Genomic DNA, 18642 nt, shown 5'->3' on the forward strand with positions numbered 1-18642 from the left:
CGTGTTGCATGGTGCGTGCAGCGTTGCCATCAATGCTGCCCGGTGAGCAGAAATTCCAGCAGGGCTTTTTGCGCGTGCAGGCGATTCTCGGCTTCGTCCCATACCACGGCGCGCGGATCGTCCATCATTTCATGGCTGACTTCCTCGCCGCGATGGGCCGGCAGACAGTGCATGAACAACGCATCCGGGTCGGCCTTGTCCATCAGCTCTGGGGTGACCTGGTAACCGTCAAAGGCGTTCAGGCGTGTTTGCTGCTCGTCTTCCTGGCCCATGGACGCCCACACATCGGTGACGACCAGATGAGCGCCCTGCACGGCGGTTGCCACGTCGGGTTCCAGGCTGACCCGGTCCGGGTAGCGGCCCAGCAGATCGTTGTCCGGGGTGAAGCCGTCCGGGCTGCTGATCACCAGTTCGAAATCAAACTGATTGGCGGCGTTGATGTAGCTGGCGCACATGTTGTTGCCATCACCGACCCACACCACTTTCTTGCCTTGAATGCTGCCACGGTGCTCCACATAGGTTTGCATGTCGGCCAGCAGTTGGCAGGGGTGAAAATCGTCGGTAAGGGCGTTGATCACCGGTACCGCCGAGTGGGCGGCAAAGGTCTGCAGGGTAGCGTGGTCAAAGGTGCGGATCATCACCGCATCGACCATGCGCGACAGTACTCGTGCAGAATCTTCAATCGGTTCGCCGCGGCCCAGTTGGGTGTCACGGGGCGACAGGAAAATGCTGGCGCCACCGAAGTGAGTCATGGCTACTTCGAAAGACACGCGGGTGCGGGTGGACGATTTTTCGAAAATCATGCCCAGGGTTTTGCCCTGTAGCGGCTCGTGGTGCTGGCCATTGCGCAGCATGGTTTTTAGCTCGATGGCGCGCTGAATCAGGTAGCCGAGCTCATCGGGAGTCAGATCGGTAAGGGTCAGGAAATGACGGGTCATGCGACCTCCTGCTCGTCGGCGAAACGGTGGATCAGGGTCGATAGGGTGTCCACCAGGTGCTGCATTTCTGCTTGGCTGATGACCAGCGGCGGTAGTAGCCGCACCACGGAACCGGCGGTGACATTGATCAGCAGGCCGGCGTCGCGGGCCCGGTTGACCAGCTCGCCACAGGGACGATCCAGCTGGATGCCCAGCATCAGGCCACGCTGGCGGATCTCGGTGACCATGGGTAGGTCGGAAAACGACTGGATAAAGGCGTCTTTCAGCCAGGCACCTTTATCGGCTACGCCATCAATGATGTCGTCGGTGAGGGTGTTCACTACCGTCAGGGAGGTCGCACAGCCCAGCGGGTTGCCGCCATAGGTGCTGCCGTGATTGCCGGGGCCAAACACGCCGTCAGCCTTGCCGGCCACCAGGCAGGCGCCGATGGGGAAGCCGTTGCCCAGGCCTTTGGCGGTGGTCAACACATCCGGGGTGACGCCAGCGCCCAGGCAGGCAAAGTAATTGCCTGTGCGGCCGTTGCCGGACTGGATTTCATCCAGCATCAGCAGCCAGTCATTGCGGTCGCACAGGACGCGCAGGTTAGTCAGATAATCGTCGGCAGGAATGTGGATGCCGCCTTCGCCCTGAACCGGTTCCACCAGCACAGCGACAATATCGTTATTTTCAGCCAGTGCTTCTACTGCGGCCAGATCATTGAACGGCACACGGATGAAGCCGTCGAGCAGGGGCGCAAAGCCTTCCTGAACCTTGGCATTGGCGGTGGCGGACAGGGTCGCCATGGTGCGGCCATGGAAGCTGCCTTCCATAACGATCACGGTGGGCCGGGCAATCTGTTTGCGCGAGCCATACAGGCGGGCAATCTTGATGGCGGCCTCATTGGCTTCTGCCCCGGAGTTGGAGAAGAACACGTTCTCCATGCCGCTCAATTCGCACAGGCGCTGGGCCAGGGATTCCTGGGCAGGAATGCGATACAGGTTGGAGGTGTGCATCAGCTGCCCGGCCTGTTCAGCCAGGGTGCGGGTGACTGCCGGGTGGCAGTGGCCCAGGTTGCACACGCCAATCCCGGAGATGGCATCCATGTATTTGTGGTCGTTTTCATCGTACAACCACACGCCCTCGCCCCGCACGAAAGCCACCGGCTGGCGCGCGTAGGTGGGGATCAAAAATTGCTGGCTCATTACCCTGACTCGTTAAAGCGAATTCGTCCGTTTTGGTGTGACCAAAACAAAAAACGGCAGCTGTTAGGCTGCCGGGAACCCCCGATAATAGCGCACATTCCAGTGAATAGTTAACACCCTGTATGGATTGGCGTTAGGCTTGTTTGCCTCAAGGGTTAATGGTTTTAGCTATTAACTATCCACTATTAGCTATTAATTGCCTTTATGAATCCTGTCCAGCTGAGTATTTTTGCCAACCGCCTTGCCGGCGTCTGCGATGAGATGGGGGCGGTGCTGCGCCTCAGTGCCCTGTCTCCGAACATCAAGGACCGGCTCGATTTTTCCTGTGCCATTTTTGATGATCAGGGCCGTTTATGTGCTCAGGCCGCGCATATTCCCGTGCATCTTGGGTCCATGGCCTATGCCATGGCGGATTTGGTTAGTGGCAGAACGTGGCAGCCCGGGGATTTGATGGTGGTGAATGATCCCTATCTGGGCGGCACGCATTTGCCGGATGTGACTGTGATTGCTCCGGTATTTCAGTCGCAGACCCTGATCGGCTTCGCCGTGACTCGAGCTCACCATGCCAATATTGGCGCCCACAGCCCCGGATCCATGCCGGTATCCACGCATTTGGAGCAGGAAGGGATTGTTATTGCTCCCAGTTGGCTGAAACGCTCCGGGCTGTGGCAGGTGCCATTGTGTCGGCATCTGGCAGGGCTGGAGGTGAACGGGGCGTTGCCGGTTGAGAATCCGCGGTTTGCTGACTTTTCCGCCCAGGCGAGTGCCTGTGAGGCGGGTGCCCGGCGTCTGGCGGAGCTGGCGGATCAGCAATTTGATCTGGTGGCGGCCTTTGATGCCCTCAATGCTTATGGTGAAAAGCGTGCTCGCGCTCGCATTGCGACTCTGCCGGATGGTTGTTACCAGTTCCAGGACTACATGGATGACGATGGCCAGGGCCAGCGGGACATCATCATTACTGTCAGTTTGACCATTTCCGGGGATCAAGCTTTTCTTGATTTCAGTGGCACGGCTGATCAGGTGGCGGGGAATATTAACTGCCCGCTGTCCGTGGCGGCAGCGGCGGCTTACTACTGTTTTCGCTGCTTGATGGACGATGACGTGCCTGCCTGTGATGGTCTCTTCCGGCCTATCAGCCTGTCTGCTCCGCCAGGCTCGTTGCTCAATGCTGGCCGCCCGGCAGCGGTGGCCGCTGGCAATGTGGAAACCAGCTCGCGGGTGGTGGATGTGGTCTGGGGGCGCTGGCTCAGGCGGCACCTGAGGCAATTCCCGCTGCCAGCCAGGGCACCATGAATAATGTGGCGATGGGAGCCGGTGGTGACAATGGCTGGGATTATTACGAAACCATGGCCGGCGGTACTGGCGCCCATGCTGGCGGTTCGGGGCTGTCGGCCGTACATAGCCATATGACTAATACCCTCAATACGCCCATTGAAAGCCTGGAGTCCCACTATCCATTGCGGGTGCACCGTTATCAGCTACGCCGGGAGAGTGGCGGTGATGGGCAGTTTGTTGGTGGTGATGGTTTGGTGCGTGAGCTGGAGTTTCTGGGTGATGCCCAGGTGACCCTGCTCACCGAGCGCCGCCGTCATGCGCCCTGGGGACTGGCAGGTGGGCAGGATGGTGCGGTGGGGGAAAATCGTCATAACGGCAAGTTGTTGCCGCCAAAAACCAGCTTTACTGCCCGTGTTGGTGATCGTTTGGTAGTGGCTTCACCCGGGGGTGGTGGGTATTACGATAGGAAATGTAAATGAGAATGATGGCGAATTGCTATTGGTTATTTTTCCTTGTATCTTCCCGTGCTTACAATTTTTACATTTTCGCATTTGCGTCGGGAAGGAAAAATCATGCATTTACAGCGTCGCTTGCTTTGCTGCGCCATTGCCTCCGCCATAGCTGTTCCGGCTTTCGCTGATCAGGCCAATGAACTGAAACCGGTACAGATTATCGGGGATCGCCAGAATACCTTTAGCGTTAGCGGCTCTGCCCACGTGCTCTCCAACGAAGATCTGGAAGAAAAAGAAAACACCGATGTGCACCGCATGCTGCGTGACGTGCCTGGCGTTTATTTCCAGGAAGAAGAAGGCTATGGCCTGCGCCCGAATATCGGTATCCGCGGTTCCGGCCGTGACCGTTCCAGCAAGGTCACTCTGATGGAAGATGGGGTGCTGATTGCCCCGGCCCCGTATGCTGCCCCGGCGGCCTACTACTTCCCCAGCGCCGGTCGTTTCTACGGCATTGAGGTACTGAAAGGGCCAGACACCTTGCGTTACGGCCCCTTCACCGTGGGCGGTGCTATCAACTTCCTGTCCACACCAATTCCTGCCCGTGCCTCCGGCATGGTCAATGTGGAAGGTGGTGAAGACGGTGCCCAACGTGCCCACGCCTACTACGGTGCCACTGAAGGCCAGTTTGGTTTCATGCTGGAGGCCCACCAGCAACGCACCCAGGGCTTCAAGGATATTGATCGGTCCAACCGCGACAGTGGTTTTGACAAGCGCGACTATGTGGCCAAGCTGCGCTGGCAGGCCCCGGAAACCGCTGATATCCAGCAGGCGTTTGAACTGAAACTGGAGCATTCCAGCGAAGTGTCCGACGAAACCTATCTGGGCCTGACCGACCGGGATTTCGAGAGTGATGCCAACCGTCGTTACGGCATGAGCGACATCGATCAGATGGACAACGACCGGGATGCGGTTTCCCTGCGTCATACCTTGGTGTTTGACGAGAACACCCAACTGAACTCCGTGGTGTATCGCAACGAATTCCAGCGTAACTGGTACAAGCTGGCCAGTATTGGTGGCCAGGGCATTGGTGGTTTTGTGGCGGATGCCAACACCAATGGTGGTGCCAACCAGGCGGTTTTGCGTGGCACCGCTGATGCCACGGATCTGGTGTTCAAGAACAATAATCGTGAGTACGTTTCCGAAGGCGTGCAGACCGAACTGAACCACCGTTTCCAGACCGGTTCCGTGGACAATGATCTGATTGTCGGGGCCCGTTACCATCAGGACGAAGTGGATCGTTACCAGCCCACAGACACTTTTGATCAGACCAATGGCAGCTTGGTATACCAGACGTCAACCTTGCCCACCGGCGGTGATAACCGTCTGGAAAATGCGGATGCCATGTCTGCCTGGATCATCGACCACGCTTACGTCGGTGATTTCATCGTTACCGGCTCGTTGCGTTACGAGAATGTGGAGAGCAAGAGCAAGCGCTGGGGCGACCCGGCTCGCAATGCAGTGAGCTCGCGCACTGAAAACCGTAATGAAGAGTTGATGGCGGGCCTGGGGGCTACTTGGCTGCTCAATGACAACTGGTCGGTGTTGGCGGGTGTCCATCAGGGTTTTGCCCCGGCAGGTGCGTCTTCGCAGAAAGGCACCGATGCGGAAAAAAGCGTTAACTACGAAACCGGTTTTCGCTACTGGCAGGAAAACTTCAGTGCTGATGTGGTGGCATTCTACAGCGATTATGAAAATACCATTCAGAATTGCTCTACGGCTAATCCATGCCCCAATGGCAATGATTCTGGAACCCAGAGCTTTGGTGAGTCCGAAGTGCGCGGTCTGGAAGTGGGCCTGAACAGCGTGGTCTGGGAAGGTGATAGCGGGCTTCGTGCCCCGGTTCGCTTGGCTTATACCTATACCGACGGTGAAATCACCAAAAATGCGGATGATTTATCCGTGCTGGATGGCGATGTGCTGCCTTACCTGCCTGAGCATCTGGCCAGCCTGACGTTCGGCCTGGAAAAACCGGCAGCCTGGTCTGCACTGATGTCCGTCAGCCATACCGATGGTATGTGCATCGACAATAGCTGTGACCGTGCTGGTCAGGTAACCACGTTTAAACGCACCAGCGATTACGTGATTGCCGATATCGTGGCGACCTATCAGGTGAGCAGCGATATGGAAGTGTATGCCAAGGTGGATAACGTGTTCGACGATCAGGAAATCGTTTCCCGTGATCCTGCCGGCGCCCGTCCCAACAAGCCGCGTACCGGCTACGTGGGCATGAAAGTGCATTTCTAAGGCAGCAGTTTGTAACAAAGGAAAAGGGGGGCTTCGGCTCCCTTTTCTGTTTTCGGGACCCTTGAAGCTGCGCCTTTGCGACCCCATCTGGGATGGGCAGGGCCATCAGTGGTAGAATAATGGCCAACCACAGCCAATACACCCTACAACCGCCAGGTAGTCAGTATGGATGTTATCCAGGTCATTAAAGACCAGATCGAAAAGAACCCGGTGATCCTCTACATGAAAGGGTCCCCCCAGTTTCCCCAGTGCGGGTTTTCCGCCCAGGTGGTGGAAGCGATGACCGCCGTTGGCAAGCCGTTTGCCTATGTGAATATTCTGGAAGCCCCGGAGATTCGCCAGAACCTGAAAGAATATGCTAACTGGCCGACTTACCCGCAGTTGTGGGTGGGTGGCGAATTGGTTGGCGGCTGCGACATCATCATGGATATGTACCGTTCCGGTCAGCTCAAAGAGCTGGTTGATGGCGTTGCCGTGGAGTCGGATGACAACGCCTGAATGCGGCGCTGTTGCGACCCAAAAACCCGGCCTCGGCGCCGGGTTTTTTGTGCATGACTGGCGGCAAGGGCCTTGCCATGGTGCCGCTGGCATTGCTGACCGGGACCGTAATCTGGAGCCGTTCGCGCCGCTAAATTGGCGGTGTTTAGCACAAAGGATTCACATTCGCGCCAAACAACGTTGTTAACCTGTTGAAAGCCGGAGAGGAATCCCCATGATTGTGCGTAGTAGCACTCAGCGGCCCCATGCAGTATTGCTGCGGGCGTTGTATGATCGCTGCTCCACAGAATTTCAAGCGGCCAGAGCGAGCACTTTGCTTTGGCTATACCGTAAGAATGGAAACAATGGAGAGAAACAATGGGCGTTCTGGTAGGTAAACCTGCACCGGATTTTACTGTTCCTGCTGTACTGGGCGATGGCAGCATCGTTGACGAGTTCACCCTGTCCGAAGCCATCAAGGGCAAGTACGGCCTGGTGTTCTTCTACCCGCTGGACTTCACCTTTGTGTGCCCGTCCGAGCTGATCGCTCTGGATCACCGCATGGACGCGTTCAAAGAGCGCAACGTGGAAGTGATTGGTGTGTCCATCGATAGCCACTTCACTCACAACGCATGGCGCAACACCCCGGTTAACGATGGCGGCATCGGCCCGGTGACATACACCCTGGCTGCTGACATGAACCACGGTATTGCCCAGTCCTACGACGTTGAGTCCGAAGGTGGTATGGCTTTCCGCGGTGTATTCCTGATCGACCAGAACGGTGTGGTGCGCAGCCAGATCGTTAACGATCTGCCGCTGGGCCGTAACATGGACGAGTTGATTCGTCTGGTTGACGCCCTGCAGTTCCACGAAGAGCACGGTGAAGTGTGCCCGGCGGGCTGGCAGAAAGGCGATTCCGGTATGAAGGACACCCCGGACGGTGTGGCCGAGTACCTGTCTGGTAACGCAGACAAGCTGTAAAAAGAAAGCAGCACAAGAAAAGGGGCGCCAGAGATGGCGCCCCTTTTTTTGTGCTTCACGCGGGCACGCGGTGGGTTTGGCGTGAGGCGTGCCAGCGTGAGGCGTGTTGCCTTAACTCAATCCAGCGCTTTCGCCAGGGTTGGCGGGATGGTTTTGGCGGGTGGTGGTGGCCAGCCGCCCAGGGTCTTGAAGCGGTTGACCATGGAACAGAACAGTTCCGCCGTGCGCGTGGCGTCATACAGAGCAGAGTGCGCTTCGCGCTGGCTGAAGCGGATGCCGGCGGCTTCGCAGGCTTTGGCCAGTACCGTTTGCCCGTACACCAGCCCGGCCAATGTGGCGGTATCGAAACTGGAGAAAGGGTGAAATGGGCTGCGTTTGATATCAGCCCGGTCGGTGGCGGCGTTCAGAAAGCCCTGGTCAAAGAAGCTGTTATGGCCCACCAATACGGCGCGGCTGCAACCGTGCTGCTTCACCGCTTTGCGTATGGGCTCGAATACCCCTTTCAAGGCGGTTTCTTCCGAGACGGCGCCGCGTAGCGGGTTGCTCGGGTCGATACCGGTGAAATCCAGTGCCGCCTGCTCCAAGTTGGCCCCGGGGAAGGGGTCCACATGGAACTGGATGCGGGTGGACGGGCGCAGGTTGCCCTGGGCGTCCATTTCTATCAGGACGGCGGCGATTTCCAGCAGCGCGTCGGTTTGGGAATTAAACCCCCCGGTTTCCACGTCGATAACGACGGGCAAAAAGCCGCGGAAACGTAGCGCCAGGCTGGGATGCTGATCGCTCATGATCACTCCATCAAACACAAAGACCCCGCAGAAACCGCAAGCGCAGCTGCGAGCGGGGCTTATGCTACCGGAATCCCCACTCGGGCAACAGGCGAAACCGGGCAGGAGGCTGCCACGGAGGTGACGTACACGGCGGCGGGCGGGTACAATACGCCCCCTCTATATGCCCCACGATTCATCGGGGGCCGGCTCAAGCGCTGCCGGCCGCCCATTTGCGGAGTCTTTCAATGTCCAAGATCAACAAGGTGGTACTGGCCTATTCCGGTGGCCTGGATACTTCAGTTATCGTCAAATGGCTGCAGGATACCTATGACTGTGAAGTGGTGACATTCACCGCCGATATCGGCCAGGGGGAAGAAGTAGAGCCGGCCCGCGCCAAGGCAGAGGCCATGGGCGTGAAAGAGATCTACATTGAAGACCTGCGCGAAGAGTTCGTGCGTGATTACGTATTCCCCATGTTCCGCGCCAACGCCATCTATGAAGGTGAGTACCTGCTGGGAACCTCCATCGCCCGTCCGCTGATCGCCAAGCGCTTGGTGGAAATCGCCGAAGAAACCGGCGCCGATGCTATTTCCCACGGTGCTACCGGTAAGGGTAACGACCAGGTGCGTTTCGAGCTGGGCGCTTACGCCTTGGCCCCCGGCATTCAGGTGATTGCCCCTTGGCGCGAGTGGGATCTCAATTCCCGCGAAAAGCTGATGGCGTACTGCGAAGAGCGCAATATCCCGGTGGATTTCTCCAGCAAAAAGAAGAAATCCCCGTACTCCATGGACGCCAACCTGCTGCACATTTCCTACGAAGGCGGCAACCTGGAAGATCCGTGGTGGGAAGCCGAAGAAGACATGTGGCGCTGGAGCGTGAGCCCGGAAGCGGCACCGGACCAGCCTACCTACATCACCCTGGGCTTTGAAAAGGGCGATATCGTCTCCATCGACGGTGAAGCGCTTAGCCCGGCCACGGTGCTGGAAAAACTGAATAAGCTGGGTGGCGACAACGGTATTGGCCGTCTGGATATCGTGGAAAACCGCTACGTGGGCATGAAGTCCCGTGGCTGCTACGAAACCCCGGGCGGCACCATCATGTTGCCGGCCCATCGCGCCATCGAGTCTCTGACGCTGGATCGTGAATCCGCGCACCTGAAAGACTCCGTCATGCCCAAGTATGCCGAGCTGTTGTACAACGGTTACTGGTGGAGCCCGGAGCGTCTGGCCCTGCAGAAGCTGATCGATGCCACCCAGGAGCACGTGAACGGCGAAGTGCGCTTGAAACTCTACAAGGGCAGCGTGACCGTGGTGGGCCGTCGTTCTGACAACGACAGCCTGTTCGATGCGTCCATCGCCACCTTTGAAGACGATGCTGGTGCCTACGATCAGAAAGACGCGGAAGGCTTCATCAAGCTTAATGCCCTGCGGTTGCGTATTGCGGCCAAGACGGGTCGTAAGTTGGGTTAAAGAGACGCGCACGCGTCACGCAGCACGCAACACGGAAACCGCCGCAAGCCTTTGGCTCGCGGCGGTTTTTTTATGCCAGGCGTCGGGCGTCCGGCGTAATACGTTACATAACAACAAGGAAAGTGCATTTAGGTTGTACGTTAGTCTCAATTAGTCTGAGGGCAGCGATATATCGACAGCTCTATATCCACAACAACAGGCTTATTGAGGAATCGCCATGCTGCTGCGCCAACCGGTCTTCGAGATCCCGTTCTTCCCCCGTGCTTTGGGTGCTATCGCCTTGAGTACCGCCTTGCTGGTGTCGGGGTGTGGTGGGGGGGGCAGCAGTGATGCGCCCGCCGCCAGTAGCCCGGCGCAGGAAGCAGAGCGGGAGGTGGCGGAGCCGCAAGCGCCGGCAGACGAATTGCCTGACCACCCGGCTGTCGAGCCTGATGGCCCGCGCAAGGTGATTTTCGTGGGCAATAACTGGGAAGGCATGGTCGATGTGATCGACGCCAATACCTACACGCGGCTGGGTCGTATCAATGGCATACCGGACCAGGCCGAGCGGGAGAAGGCGATTGCCATGAACCCCCTGGATCTGGTGTTTTTCCAGGGCATCCGGGTGTTGATTGGTGAAGGCCATCACCAGTACGTGGATGATATGTACAGCTCTAATGACGGCCGCCTGCTGATCGTTTCCCGCCCCAGCTATGCGGATGTGGCCGCCATTGATATTGCCACCGGTGACGTGGTCTGGCGTTTTGAAGTCGACGGCTACCGTTCCGATCACATGGCATTGTCTCCGGATGGCACCCAGGTCGCTGTGTCAGCGTCCACCGGCAATGTGGTCCACATTCTCGATGTGGAAACCGGTCAGGAGCAGGGCAAGTTCGCGTCCGGCGACTCGCCCCACGAAAATATCTACTCCGAGGATGGCAAACGCATCTATCACGCCAGTATTGGTACCGTGTACACCCCGCTGGACAGTGAACTGTTGGGCGGCGTCACTGACGCTCTGCTGGGCAAGAACCTGCTGGACGCGACCAAGGGAGAGCGGGTGTTTCAGGTGGTAGATGCCGACAGTCTGGAGATTCTCAAAACGCTGGATCTGGAGGCTGATTTGGAGGCAGCCGGCCACGGCAATCTGAGCACCGCAGTGCGGCCCATGGCGCACACGGCGGATGAACGTTATTTCTACTTTCAACTGTCTTTCCTGCATGGCTTTATCGAGTACGACATGGAGGAGCAGAAAGTGCTGCGTTTGGCCGAGCTACCGGATCTCACCGGCCCGCTGGTGACCCGGGAAACCTATGTGAACGATTCCGCCCACCACGGTATTGCCCTGAGCGCGGACGACAGCACCTTCTGTGTGGCCGGAACCATGAGTGACTATGTGGCATTGGTGGATCGCGATGATTTTTCTTATGAGCTGAAAACTGGCATTGGCGAAAAGCCCTATTGGGTGACCACCAGCAAGGATGGCAACCACTGCTATGTGTCCTGGAGCGGCACTGACCAGATGTCTGTGTTCAATTATGCCAGCGGCCAGGAAGTGGCGCGGGTGGATGTGGGGGATCACCCCCAGCGCATTCGTGAGGGCAGTGTGCCGGAAGCCTGGGTGGAGCAGCAGGGTTCCCTGTTCCTGCCTTGAAGTACGCTAGACGCCTAATGCCGGAGGCCTGACGCTGAGATCCCGACAGCCTTTCCCTGTGCCTAGCTTTCGGCGTCGTGCCTCCGGCGTTTTTCCTTGTCAATTCCTCCCTCTGCCACCACACTTCGCCCTGACACGGCAGGCGCTTCCGGCACCTGTGCATTTCCCTGTTGTCAGGAGTAGTTCCAACAATGCGAATCCTGCATACCATGCTGCGTGTGGGCGATCTTGAGGCGTCCGTCGCCTTCTATACCCAAGTGCTGGGCATGACCGAGCTGCGCCGCAAGGACTACCCGGCAGGCCGCTTTACCAATGTCTTTGTGGGCTACCAGCCGGAATCGGAAGGGGCGGTGCTGGAGTTGACCTGTAACTGGGACCAGTCATCCTATGATCTGGGCGACGGCTATGGCCATGTGGCTCTGGCCGTGGACGACGTGTACGCTGCTTGTGAGCGTATTCGGGAAAAAGGCGGGCGAATCACCCGCGAACCGGGCCCCATGAAACACGGCACGACAGTGCTGGCATTCGCGCAAGACCCGGATGGCTATAAAATCGAATTGCTGGGACGCGATTGATGGCATTGAAGGAGTCGCAAGTGACGAACAAGGTCACCGTGGGTTGGCGGGAATGGGCGACATTGCCCGAGCTGGGTATCGACGCCATCAAGATGAAGGTGGATACCGGAGCTCGTACCTCCGCGCTACACGCCTATCAGGTGGAAACCTTTGAGCGAGACGCGGCCGAATGGGTGCGTTTTTGCATTCACCCGATTCAGGATCAGGATACCATTCGTGAATGTGAAGCCCCGGTGCTGGATCGCCGCGTGGTCACCGACTCCGGTGGGCACAAGGAAGAGCGCCCGGTGATTCGCACTGAAATTGCCTTGGGCGGGCGTCACTGGCCCATCGAAATAACTCTCACTGACCGTGAGAACATGAAATTCCGTATGCTGTTGGGGCGAACCGCCATGGACTTGATTACCGTGGACCCGACAGCGTCTTTCTTACTGGGCGGCACAAAAGAGCAACCATGAAAATTGCGATTCTTTCTCGAAACAAGCGCTTGTACTCCACGCGACGCATGGTCGAAGCCGGTGAAGCGGCAGGCCATGAAATGCATGTGATCGACACCCTGCGCTGTTATATGAGCATGGTGGCCCACAAGCCGGAAATTCACTACAAGGGTGAAGTGCTGGAAGGCTTTGATGCGGTGATTCCCCGTATCGGTGCTTCAATTACCCAGTACGGTACGGCGGTAGTACGTCAGTTCGAAATGATGGGCGTCTTCCCGATCAATGAATCGGTAGCCATCTCTCGCTCCCGGGATAAGCTGCGTTCTCTGCAGTTGCTCTCGCGCAAAGGGGTTGGCCTGCCGATCACCGGTTTCGCGCACTCCCCGGATGACATTCCCGATCTGATTAACATGGTTCGTGGTGCGCCGCTGGTGATCAAAATGCTGGAAGGTACCCAGGGCATCGGTGTGGTGCTGGCGGAAACCCGCAAGGCGGCGGAATCGGTAATTGAAGCCTTTATGGGCCTGAATGTGTCGGTGATGGTGCAGGAATACATCAAGGAAGCTGGCGGCGCAGACATTCGCTGCTTCGTGGTGGGAGGCAAGGTGATTGCCGCCATGAAGCGGCAGGCAGCACCGGGCGAATTTCGTTCCAACCTGCACCGTGGTGGCAGCGCCAGCCTGATCCGGATCACCCCGGAAGAGCGGGCCACCGCAGTGCGTGCGGCGCGCATCATGGGGCTGAACGTGGCCGGCGTGGATATTCTGCGTTCACACCACGGCCCGGTGGTCATGGAAGTGAATTCCTCCCCAGGTCTGGAAGGTATCGAATCTGCCACCAGCAAAGATGTGGCTGGCATGATCATCAAGTTCATTGAAAAAGATGCGCGCCCCTACCGGACGCAGACCAAAGGCTCCAAGGGGTAAACCTGTTTATTGTAGGCGCACCTTTTGAGGTGCGAACAGCCTGAAGCGAGTGACGAGTTTCGAGTTGCGAAAGGCAAACAGAATCACGGTACTCGGTACTCGTGACCGGGAAGGCGGTCGGCAAAGTGGTCAGAGAAGAATGAAAAATACAAAAGAACCCAAACGGGCGCCCTTCGAAATCAACGGCATAACCGTTCAGCCCGGCACCCGTGCCAAGGTGGAGCTGCCGCTAGCACAACTTTATACGCAGACCCCGCTGAACGTGCCAATCCATGTGATTCACGGCCGCAAACCGGGGCCGGTGTTCATGGTTAGCGCCGCCATCCATGGTGATGAACTGAATGGGGTGGAAATTATCCGCCGCCTGTTGCGCCATTCAGCGTTGAAAAATCTCACCGGGACGTTGTTGGCGGTGCCGGTGGTGAATGTCTTTGGCTTCATCCACAAAACCCGTTACTTGCCAGACCGCCGGGATTTGAATCGCTGCTTTCCGGGATCCGAAACCGGAAGCCTGGGCGCCCGTATGGCGTGGCAGCTCAAAACCCAAGTGCTGGACCGTGCCACCCATGCCGTGGACCTGCACACCGGGGCCATTCACCGCGATAACCTGCCGCAGATTCGCGCTAACCTGTCCAACGAAGATACCGGTGCCATGGCCAACGCCTTTGGTGTGCCGGTGGTTATCAATTCCGTGCTGGGTGAAGGCACCTTCCGTGAAGTGGCGGAAGCCCAGGGCATTCCCGTTATTACCTATGAAGCCGGCGAAGCCCTGCGTTTTGACGAATCCTGTATTCGTGCCGGCGTTAAAGGTGTGCTCAATGTCATGCACCACCTGGGCATGACCGGTAACCGCCGTACCAAGGCGCCAAGAGAACCGTATATCGCCCGCTCCTCAAGCTGGGTCCGCGCGGAACGCGATGGCGTATTCTTGTCGCTCGTGGCGCTGGGTGCCTGGATTAAAAGCGGTGATTTGATCGGCCGTATTTCTAGCCCGTTTGGTGGTGACGACGTGGATATTATTTCCCCCGCCTCCGGCATTCTGGTGGGCCGCAATAACTTGCCACTGGTGAACGAAGGCGAAGCGCTGTACCACATCGCCCGCTTCGAGGAAGTCAGCGAAGTGGCAGAGTCGCTGGAAGTGTTTACGTCGGATATTGAAGAGGGGCCGACGCTGTCCGGGCAGTTGCCGATCGTTTAATTCGACTCCGTCCTTGTTGCCGCTCAGGTCAGACGCAAGCGCGTTGTTCAGGGGCGCTCCAGGGCGGCGGTGGTCTCTGTCTCCCTTATTCTTGTTTGTGTTTTCCTTATTCTCATTGCCGGGCCGACCTGATGCCGATCCTTTGCTATACTGCGCGGCGAAATGGAACCCTCGTTGATTAAGCATTTGGAGTGAATAGATGGTCGCCTTGGTCAAGCCGCATGGTGCGGACGCATTGAAACCCCTGTACGTCGCTGATGAAGCCGCTCGCGTTGCCTTGCAGAAGGAAGCGGAGTCTCTGCCATCGGTGGTAATCAGTTCCGCAGCTGCCGCCAATGCGGTGATGATGGGTGCCGGTTATTTCACCCCGCTGTCCGGCTACATGAACAAGGCGGATATGCTCTCAGTGGCTGAGAACCTGACCACAGCCGATGGCCTGTTCTGGCCGGTACCGATCGTCAATATGCTGAAGGATGTCAGCGCGATCGAAGGCGCCAAGCGCATTGCCCTGCGCGACCCCAATGTGGACGGCCAGCCGGTGATTGCGGTGATGGACGTGGCGGCTATCGAAGAAGCCTCTGGCGCCGAACTGGAAGCGGTGGCTGAGCAGGTCTTTGCCACCAACGACAAGCAGCACCCGGGCGTGGCGAATTTCCTGGCCGCAGGCAACTTTATCGTTTCCGGCGACATCCAGGTATTGAACTACTCCTACTTTGCTGACGACTTCCCCGAGACTTTCCGCACCGCTGTCTCCATTCGGGATGAGTTCGTTGAGCGCGGCTGGAATAATGTGGTTGCTTTCCAGACCCGTAACCCGATGCACCGTGCTCACGAAGAACTGTGCCGCATGGCCCAGGAAGCGCTGAACGCCGATGGCATCCTCATTCACATGTTGCTGGGCAAGCTGAAAGCGGGTGACATTCCGGCTGACGTGCGCGATGCCTCCATTCGTAAGATGGTAGACGTGTATTTCCCGCCCAATACCGTGATGATCACCGGTTACGGCTTTGACATGCTGTACGCTGGCCCCCGTGAAGCGGTACTGCATGCGGTGTTCCGTCAGAACTGTGGCTGCAGCCACTTGATCGTGGGTCGTGACCACGCCGGTGTGGGTGATTATTACGGCGCTTTCGATGCACAAACCATCTTCCAGGAAAAAGTGCCGGCTGGCGCACTGGAAATTAAAATCTTCGAGGCTGACCACACCGCCTATTCGAAGAAGCTCGATCGCGTGGTGATGATGCGCGATGTGCCTGACCACACCAAGGAAGACTTTGTTCTGCTATCAGGCACTAAGGTGCGTGAGATGCTGGGCCAGGGTATTGCTCCGCCGCCGGAGTTCTCCCGTCCTGAAGTGGCACAGATCCTGATGGATTACTACCAGGCGCTGGATGCTGGTAAGTAATCAGGGCTGACCTGAGCGCAGGTGCGCTCAGTCGGGATCAGAAAGAAAAGCGAAAAAGCCTCTGAAAAGAGGCTTTTTTTGTTTATATGGAACGCTCAATGCCAGATGCCTGAGGCTCGCTCAACCATTCACCCTGCAGGCCTGCCATGTTACGGGTAAGCGCCTTGTCGCCTCGTCATGCAATAAGCTGCTAGCGGCTTTTTGTGAGAAACAACAGTCGCAGAACATGCCTTGATGAAGAGGGGGTAGCGTCAGGCCTCGGACTTTAGGCGCCCAGCGGGCAGCCTGTCGGATTACGCCTTTCAGGCTCTCTGTGCCCTTGGGTGAATTCGACCTACGGACTAATCCGTGATGGCGCTTTTATTGTTGCTGGGCAGGCCCGGTGCATTGGAACGTGGCTTTTACTGTCCAGCCGATGCAGTCGCCCTCTTGGGTTTCATTACTGCAGGTCTGGCTTGGATTGCCACTGGGAATGGCGCCGTTATAACCCCAGCTCTGGCATTGGGCGCGGGCTTTTTGCAGGCCCTGCTGCCAGTCCATCTGTGGGCTCTGCATCAGGTTGTAGTCGGTGGAGAGCACCACGGTGCCTTCTGCCTGGTTGCCGTCGGCAACGCGGATGGGGGAGGGGGTGGCTACGCAGGCTGTTAGAGAGGCAGCGGCAAACAACATTGTCATTCGTGTGAGCATGGTCGGCTCCATTGCTATTATCAGAGGTTGTGTAGCAAGCCTACGGGCTGAATGGGCGAACTCAAGATGAGCGCTGTAAAGAAATCAAAAAATCACGGTGATTCGGCGGGTGCTGTGGATGCGCTGTCAATCCAGCTGCGCCGGTCCCGGTCCGGGTCTGCCCAATGCAGGTTTCTGACTTTGTGCATGGGTGTCATGGGGCTGTGAAAGAACATCACCAGCCTCATGCCGTCGGTAATAAACGGGTCGCCGGTCAGGTTGTGTCCGGGTTGGTCGATGCTTCTGGGCGGCATGGCCTGCACATAGCCGAATTCCGCCAGCCGTTGCGAGAAGATCATGTCCTGCAATAAATAGTCACGGGCCTCATCCACGTCCGGGTCGATCTTGTGCGTGGTCAGCGTGGGGGATTTGAAGGTAAAGCGCACGCCAATATCACGGCTGATCTGGCCCAGCCAGACGGGCTCGCCTTCGCACAACAGTGGTGCCCGCCACAGGCGCAGGTGATTGCGTTGGTGAATGTTGCCTCGGGCTTTTTGCAGGGCGAGGTCCTGTGGGCGATCAAGGACATACAGTGAGCTCACGGGAGAGTAGCGGTAGCTGGAGCCCATCAGGAAGGATTTGGTTGTTTTCCAGATGGACCCGCCATGAATCCGTTCGGTCAGATCCCAGCCCCGTTGCACCATGGCGCTAAGGAGGAGCTGGCTGTCGCCGACCAATACAAAATTGATGGGATCTCCACTGCCGGTGTTGTCGTCGTTGCTGGTGCAGCAGGGCTGTTCGGTAAGCCAGTCGCGCAGACCATCGCGGTCCACCTGGATATATTCATGGGGCTTGTAGAGAGTGGAAAGATCCACTTTCTCCACGTCCAGCTTGATGCCGGGCACGTCGATGATAAAGGACGATTGCCAGCTTTTTCCGCCGCCAAGAAGGTCCACATTGACCACCTTCATGCCCAGATCGCGGTTAGTAAACACAAAACCGCTGGTGCGCTCGCCGGGGGGCAGGCTCACCGGCATGGCGCGGGAAACGAACATCCTGTCCACGGCCTGCTCGCCTTCCTTGCCAAACTTGCCCTTCACTTTCCAGGCGACCTCCAGAGGCGAGAAATACTGGTGATCGGTTGTGACAGGGAGGTAGTACAGCGGGTGTCCGGTGTTGTTGTCCACCTCCAACCAGACGGCCTGGATGCCATGGATACCCAGCGCCACGCCGAAAATATCGCGGGCATCGCTGTCACTAATGACATTGGCGTGAACCGTTAGCGCTTGTTCCTTATGCTGGTTGGCATTTTCCCGTAGAGCGTCGTGGTCGACGACGCCTGGCTGGAAACTGCAAGCAGCAGTGAAAAGGCCGAATAGTAAAACGAGTCGTTGCATCATCCCCAAGTACCCATGGAAGCCACGAGGTTCGATACTAACACTGCATTTGTCTGGTTGTTTATGGTTGAGAGCCAAGCCAGTACAAAGGGGAGCCGGGGCGGGTGCGTGGTGCGGGAGAAAGTTATAGGCAACAGGCGGGTGGGAAGGGGCCAGCTTTGCCGGCCCTCCACATGAAGATTAAAGCTTCTTGAGCTTCTTCTTCAGTTTTTTCACAACATTTTCCTGCTTGCTGATTTTGGCTTTGCTGTTCTTGATGGCTTTCTTCAGCTTTTTTTTCTGCGACATGGTATTGCTCCGTTGTTTATATCGAATTCAGCTTGTATCGGTTTCAGTCAGTCGCCGGAAGGCGTTTCCTGATTCTTGATAAAGTCGCGAATAAACCGGCGCACTTCTCTTGCTGCACTGGTATCCAGCTCTTCGCAGAGCTCGATAAAGCGCACACGCTCCTCGTCGTTGATTCGGACGATAAGCTGGCTGTTTTTCTTTTTGGCTTTGGTTTTTGCCATTGGTTATCACTTATCACCATGAAAAATCAGACCGCATCGTCGCCGGTTCAGT

General features: G+C 57.4%; 16 protein-coding genes and 1 pseudogene. 11 read left to right on the plus strand and 6 right to left on the minus strand.

Features of this window, described 5'->3' with window-relative positions:
• Positions 1-29 precede the first annotated feature (29 nt).
• The gene (gene argF, locus ABNH18_RS01285; protein ID WP_349381077.1) at positions 30-938 is read right to left on the minus strand and encodes an ornithine carbamoyltransferase; all 909 of its coding nucleotides are present in this window, start codon (positions 936-938) and stop codon (positions 30-32) included.
• Positions 935-2119: an aspartate aminotransferase family protein gene (locus ABNH18_RS01290; RefSeq protein ID WP_349381078.1), complete on the minus strand. Its 1185-nt coding sequence runs from the start codon at positions 2117-2119 to the stop codon at positions 935-937. The genes argF and ABNH18_RS01290 overlap by 4 nt, the downstream gene beginning before the upstream one ends.
• 261 nt (positions 2120-2380) lie before the next feature.
• Here ABNH18_RS01290 and ABNH18_RS01295 point away from each other — a divergent pair.
• From ABNH18_RS01295 to ABNH18_RS01310, 4 genes and pseudogenes are all read left to right on the plus strand, one after another.
• A pseudogene (locus tag ABNH18_RS01295) lies at positions 2381-3873 on the plus strand (hydantoinase B/oxoprolinase family protein).
• A 93-nt stretch (positions 3874-3966) separates the two neighbouring features.
• Positions 3967-6150 carry a TonB-dependent receptor family protein gene (locus ABNH18_RS01300; RefSeq protein ID WP_349381079.1) on the plus strand — a complete coding sequence of 728 codons (2184 nt, stop codon included), beginning with the start codon at positions 3967-3969 and terminating at the stop codon, positions 6148-6150.
• Positions 6151-6315: 165 nt separating this feature from the next.
• Complete coding sequence (gene grxD / locus ABNH18_RS01305; RefSeq protein ID WP_349381080.1) at positions 6316-6648, plus strand: Grx4 family monothiol glutaredoxin; 333 nt, start codon at positions 6316-6318, stop codon at positions 6646-6648.
• A 357-nt stretch (positions 6649-7005) separates the two neighbouring features.
• On the plus strand, positions 7006-7608 hold the full coding sequence (locus ABNH18_RS01310) for a peroxiredoxin (RefSeq protein ID WP_349381081.1): 603 nt from the start codon (positions 7006-7008) through the stop codon (positions 7606-7608).
• Between the two features lie 116 nt (positions 7609-7724).
• Here the strand turns inward: ABNH18_RS01310 and rnt are convergent, their stop codons facing one another.
• On the minus strand, positions 7725-8393 hold the full coding sequence (gene rnt, locus ABNH18_RS01315; protein WP_039926955.1) for a ribonuclease T: 669 nt from the start codon (positions 8391-8393) through the stop codon (positions 7725-7727).
• 227 nt (positions 8394-8620) lie between these two features.
• On the opposite strand from rnt, the gene ABNH18_RS01320 reads away from it, so the two are divergent.
• The 7 genes from ABNH18_RS01320 (at position 8621) to sat (ending at position 16018) form a co-directional block, all read left to right on the plus strand.
• Positions 8621-9844: an argininosuccinate synthase gene (locus ABNH18_RS01320; RefSeq protein WP_349381082.1), complete on the plus strand. Its 1224-nt coding sequence runs from the start codon at positions 8621-8623 to the stop codon at positions 9842-9844.
• A gap of 217 nt (positions 9845-10061) precedes the next feature.
• Positions 10062-11477 carry a YncE family protein gene (locus ABNH18_RS01325; RefSeq protein ID WP_349381083.1) on the plus strand — a complete coding sequence of 472 codons (1416 nt, stop codon included), beginning with the start codon at positions 10062-10064 and terminating at the stop codon, positions 11475-11477.
• A gap of 191 nt (positions 11478-11668) precedes the next feature.
• Entirely contained in the window at positions 11669-12052 is a 384-nt protein-coding gene (gene gloA, locus ABNH18_RS01330) for a lactoylglutathione lyase (protein ID WP_349381084.1), read from the plus strand.
• Positions 12052-12510, plus strand: coding sequence for an ATP-dependent zinc protease family protein (locus ABNH18_RS01335; RefSeq protein WP_349381085.1), 459 nt, complete (start codon positions 12052-12054; stop codon positions 12508-12510). The genes gloA and ABNH18_RS01335 overlap by 1 nt, the downstream gene beginning before the upstream one ends.
• Positions 12507-13415 (plus strand): 30S ribosomal protein S6--L-glutamate ligase, encoded by a 909-nt coding sequence (gene rimK / locus ABNH18_RS01340; RefSeq protein ID WP_349381086.1) that lies wholly within the window; start codon positions 12507-12509, stop codon positions 13413-13415. The genes ABNH18_RS01335 and rimK overlap by 4 nt, the downstream gene beginning before the upstream one ends.
• A 139-nt stretch (positions 13416-13554) precedes the next feature.
• The gene (locus ABNH18_RS01345; RefSeq protein ID WP_349381087.1) at positions 13555-14613 is read left to right on the plus strand and encodes a succinylglutamate desuccinylase/aspartoacylase family protein; all 1059 of its coding nucleotides are present in this window, start codon (positions 13555-13557) and stop codon (positions 14611-14613) included.
• Positions 14614-14812: 199 nt separating this feature from the next.
• Positions 14813-16018, plus strand: a complete 1206-nt coding sequence (gene sat, locus ABNH18_RS01350; RefSeq protein WP_349381088.1) for a sulfate adenylyltransferase — start codon at positions 14813-14815, stop codon at positions 16016-16018.
• A gap of 360 nt (positions 16019-16378) precedes the next feature.
• Here sat and yecR read toward each other — a convergent pair whose 3' ends face one another.
• The 3 genes from yecR to ABNH18_RS01365 form a co-directional block, all read right to left on the minus strand.
• Positions 16379-16705 (minus strand): YecR family lipoprotein, encoded by a 327-nt coding sequence (gene yecR, locus ABNH18_RS01355; RefSeq protein WP_349381089.1) that lies wholly within the window; start codon positions 16703-16705, stop codon positions 16379-16381.
• 92 nt (positions 16706-16797) lie between these two features.
• Entirely contained in the window at positions 16798-18084 is a 1287-nt protein-coding gene (locus ABNH18_RS01360) for an LssY C-terminal domain-containing protein (protein WP_349381090.1), read from the minus strand.
• A 332-nt stretch (positions 18085-18416) separates the two neighbouring features.
• Positions 18417-18590 carry a hypothetical protein gene (locus ABNH18_RS01365; RefSeq protein ID WP_349381091.1) on the minus strand — a complete coding sequence of 58 codons (174 nt, stop codon included), beginning with the start codon at positions 18588-18590 and terminating at the stop codon, positions 18417-18419.
• Positions 18591-18642: the final 52 nt, after the last annotated feature.

This window comes from Alcanivorax sp. (assembly GCF_040118815.1).
Taxonomy (GTDB): domain Bacteria; phylum Pseudomonadota; class Gammaproteobacteria; order Pseudomonadales; family Alcanivoracaceae; genus Alcanivorax.

Excerpts from the sequence above, each read along its gene's own strand:
- argF (WP_349381077.1), bottom strand. The coding sequence starts at position 938 with ATGACCCGTCATTTCCTGACCCTTACCGATCTGACTCCCGATGAGCTC.
- ABNH18_RS01290 (WP_349381078.1), bottom strand. The coding sequence starts at position 2,119 with ATGAGCCAGCAATTTTTGATCCCCACCTACGCGCGCCAGCCGGTGGCT.
- ABNH18_RS01300 (WP_349381079.1), top strand. The coding sequence starts at position 3,967 with ATGCATTTACAGCGTCGCTTGCTTTGCTGCGCCATTGCCTCCGCCATA.
- grxD (WP_349381080.1), top strand. The coding sequence starts at position 6,316 with ATGGATGTTATCCAGGTCATTAAAGACCAGATCGAAAAGAACCCGGTG.
- ABNH18_RS01310 (WP_349381081.1), top strand. The coding sequence starts at position 7,006 with ATGGGCGTTCTGGTAGGTAAACCTGCACCGGATTTTACTGTTCCTGCT.
- rnt (WP_039926955.1), bottom strand. The coding sequence starts at position 8,393 with ATGAGCGATCAGCATCCCAGCCTGGCGCTACGTTTCCGCGGCTTTTTG.
- ABNH18_RS01320 (WP_349381082.1), top strand. The coding sequence starts at position 8,621 with ATGTCCAAGATCAACAAGGTGGTACTGGCCTATTCCGGTGGCCTGGAT.
- ABNH18_RS01325 (WP_349381083.1), top strand. The coding sequence starts at position 10,062 with ATGCTGCTGCGCCAACCGGTCTTCGAGATCCCGTTCTTCCCCCGTGCT.
- gloA (WP_349381084.1), top strand. The coding sequence starts at position 11,669 with ATGCGAATCCTGCATACCATGCTGCGTGTGGGCGATCTTGAGGCGTCC.
- ABNH18_RS01335 (WP_349381085.1), top strand. The coding sequence starts at position 12,052 with ATGGCATTGAAGGAGTCGCAAGTGACGAACAAGGTCACCGTGGGTTGG.
- rimK (WP_349381086.1), top strand. The coding sequence starts at position 12,507 with ATGAAAATTGCGATTCTTTCTCGAAACAAGCGCTTGTACTCCACGCGA.
- ABNH18_RS01345 (WP_349381087.1), top strand. The coding sequence starts at position 13,555 with ATGAAAAATACAAAAGAACCCAAACGGGCGCCCTTCGAAATCAACGGC.
- sat (WP_349381088.1), top strand. The coding sequence starts at position 14,813 with ATGGTCGCCTTGGTCAAGCCGCATGGTGCGGACGCATTGAAACCCCTG.
- yecR (WP_349381089.1), bottom strand. The coding sequence starts at position 16,705 with ATGCTCACACGAATGACAATGTTGTTTGCCGCTGCCTCTCTAACAGCC.
- ABNH18_RS01360 (WP_349381090.1), bottom strand. The coding sequence starts at position 18,084 with ATGATGCAACGACTCGTTTTACTATTCGGCCTTTTCACTGCTGCTTGC.
- ABNH18_RS01365 (WP_349381091.1), bottom strand. The coding sequence starts at position 18,590 with ATGGCAAAAACCAAAGCCAAAAAGAAAAACAGCCAGCTTATCGTCCGA.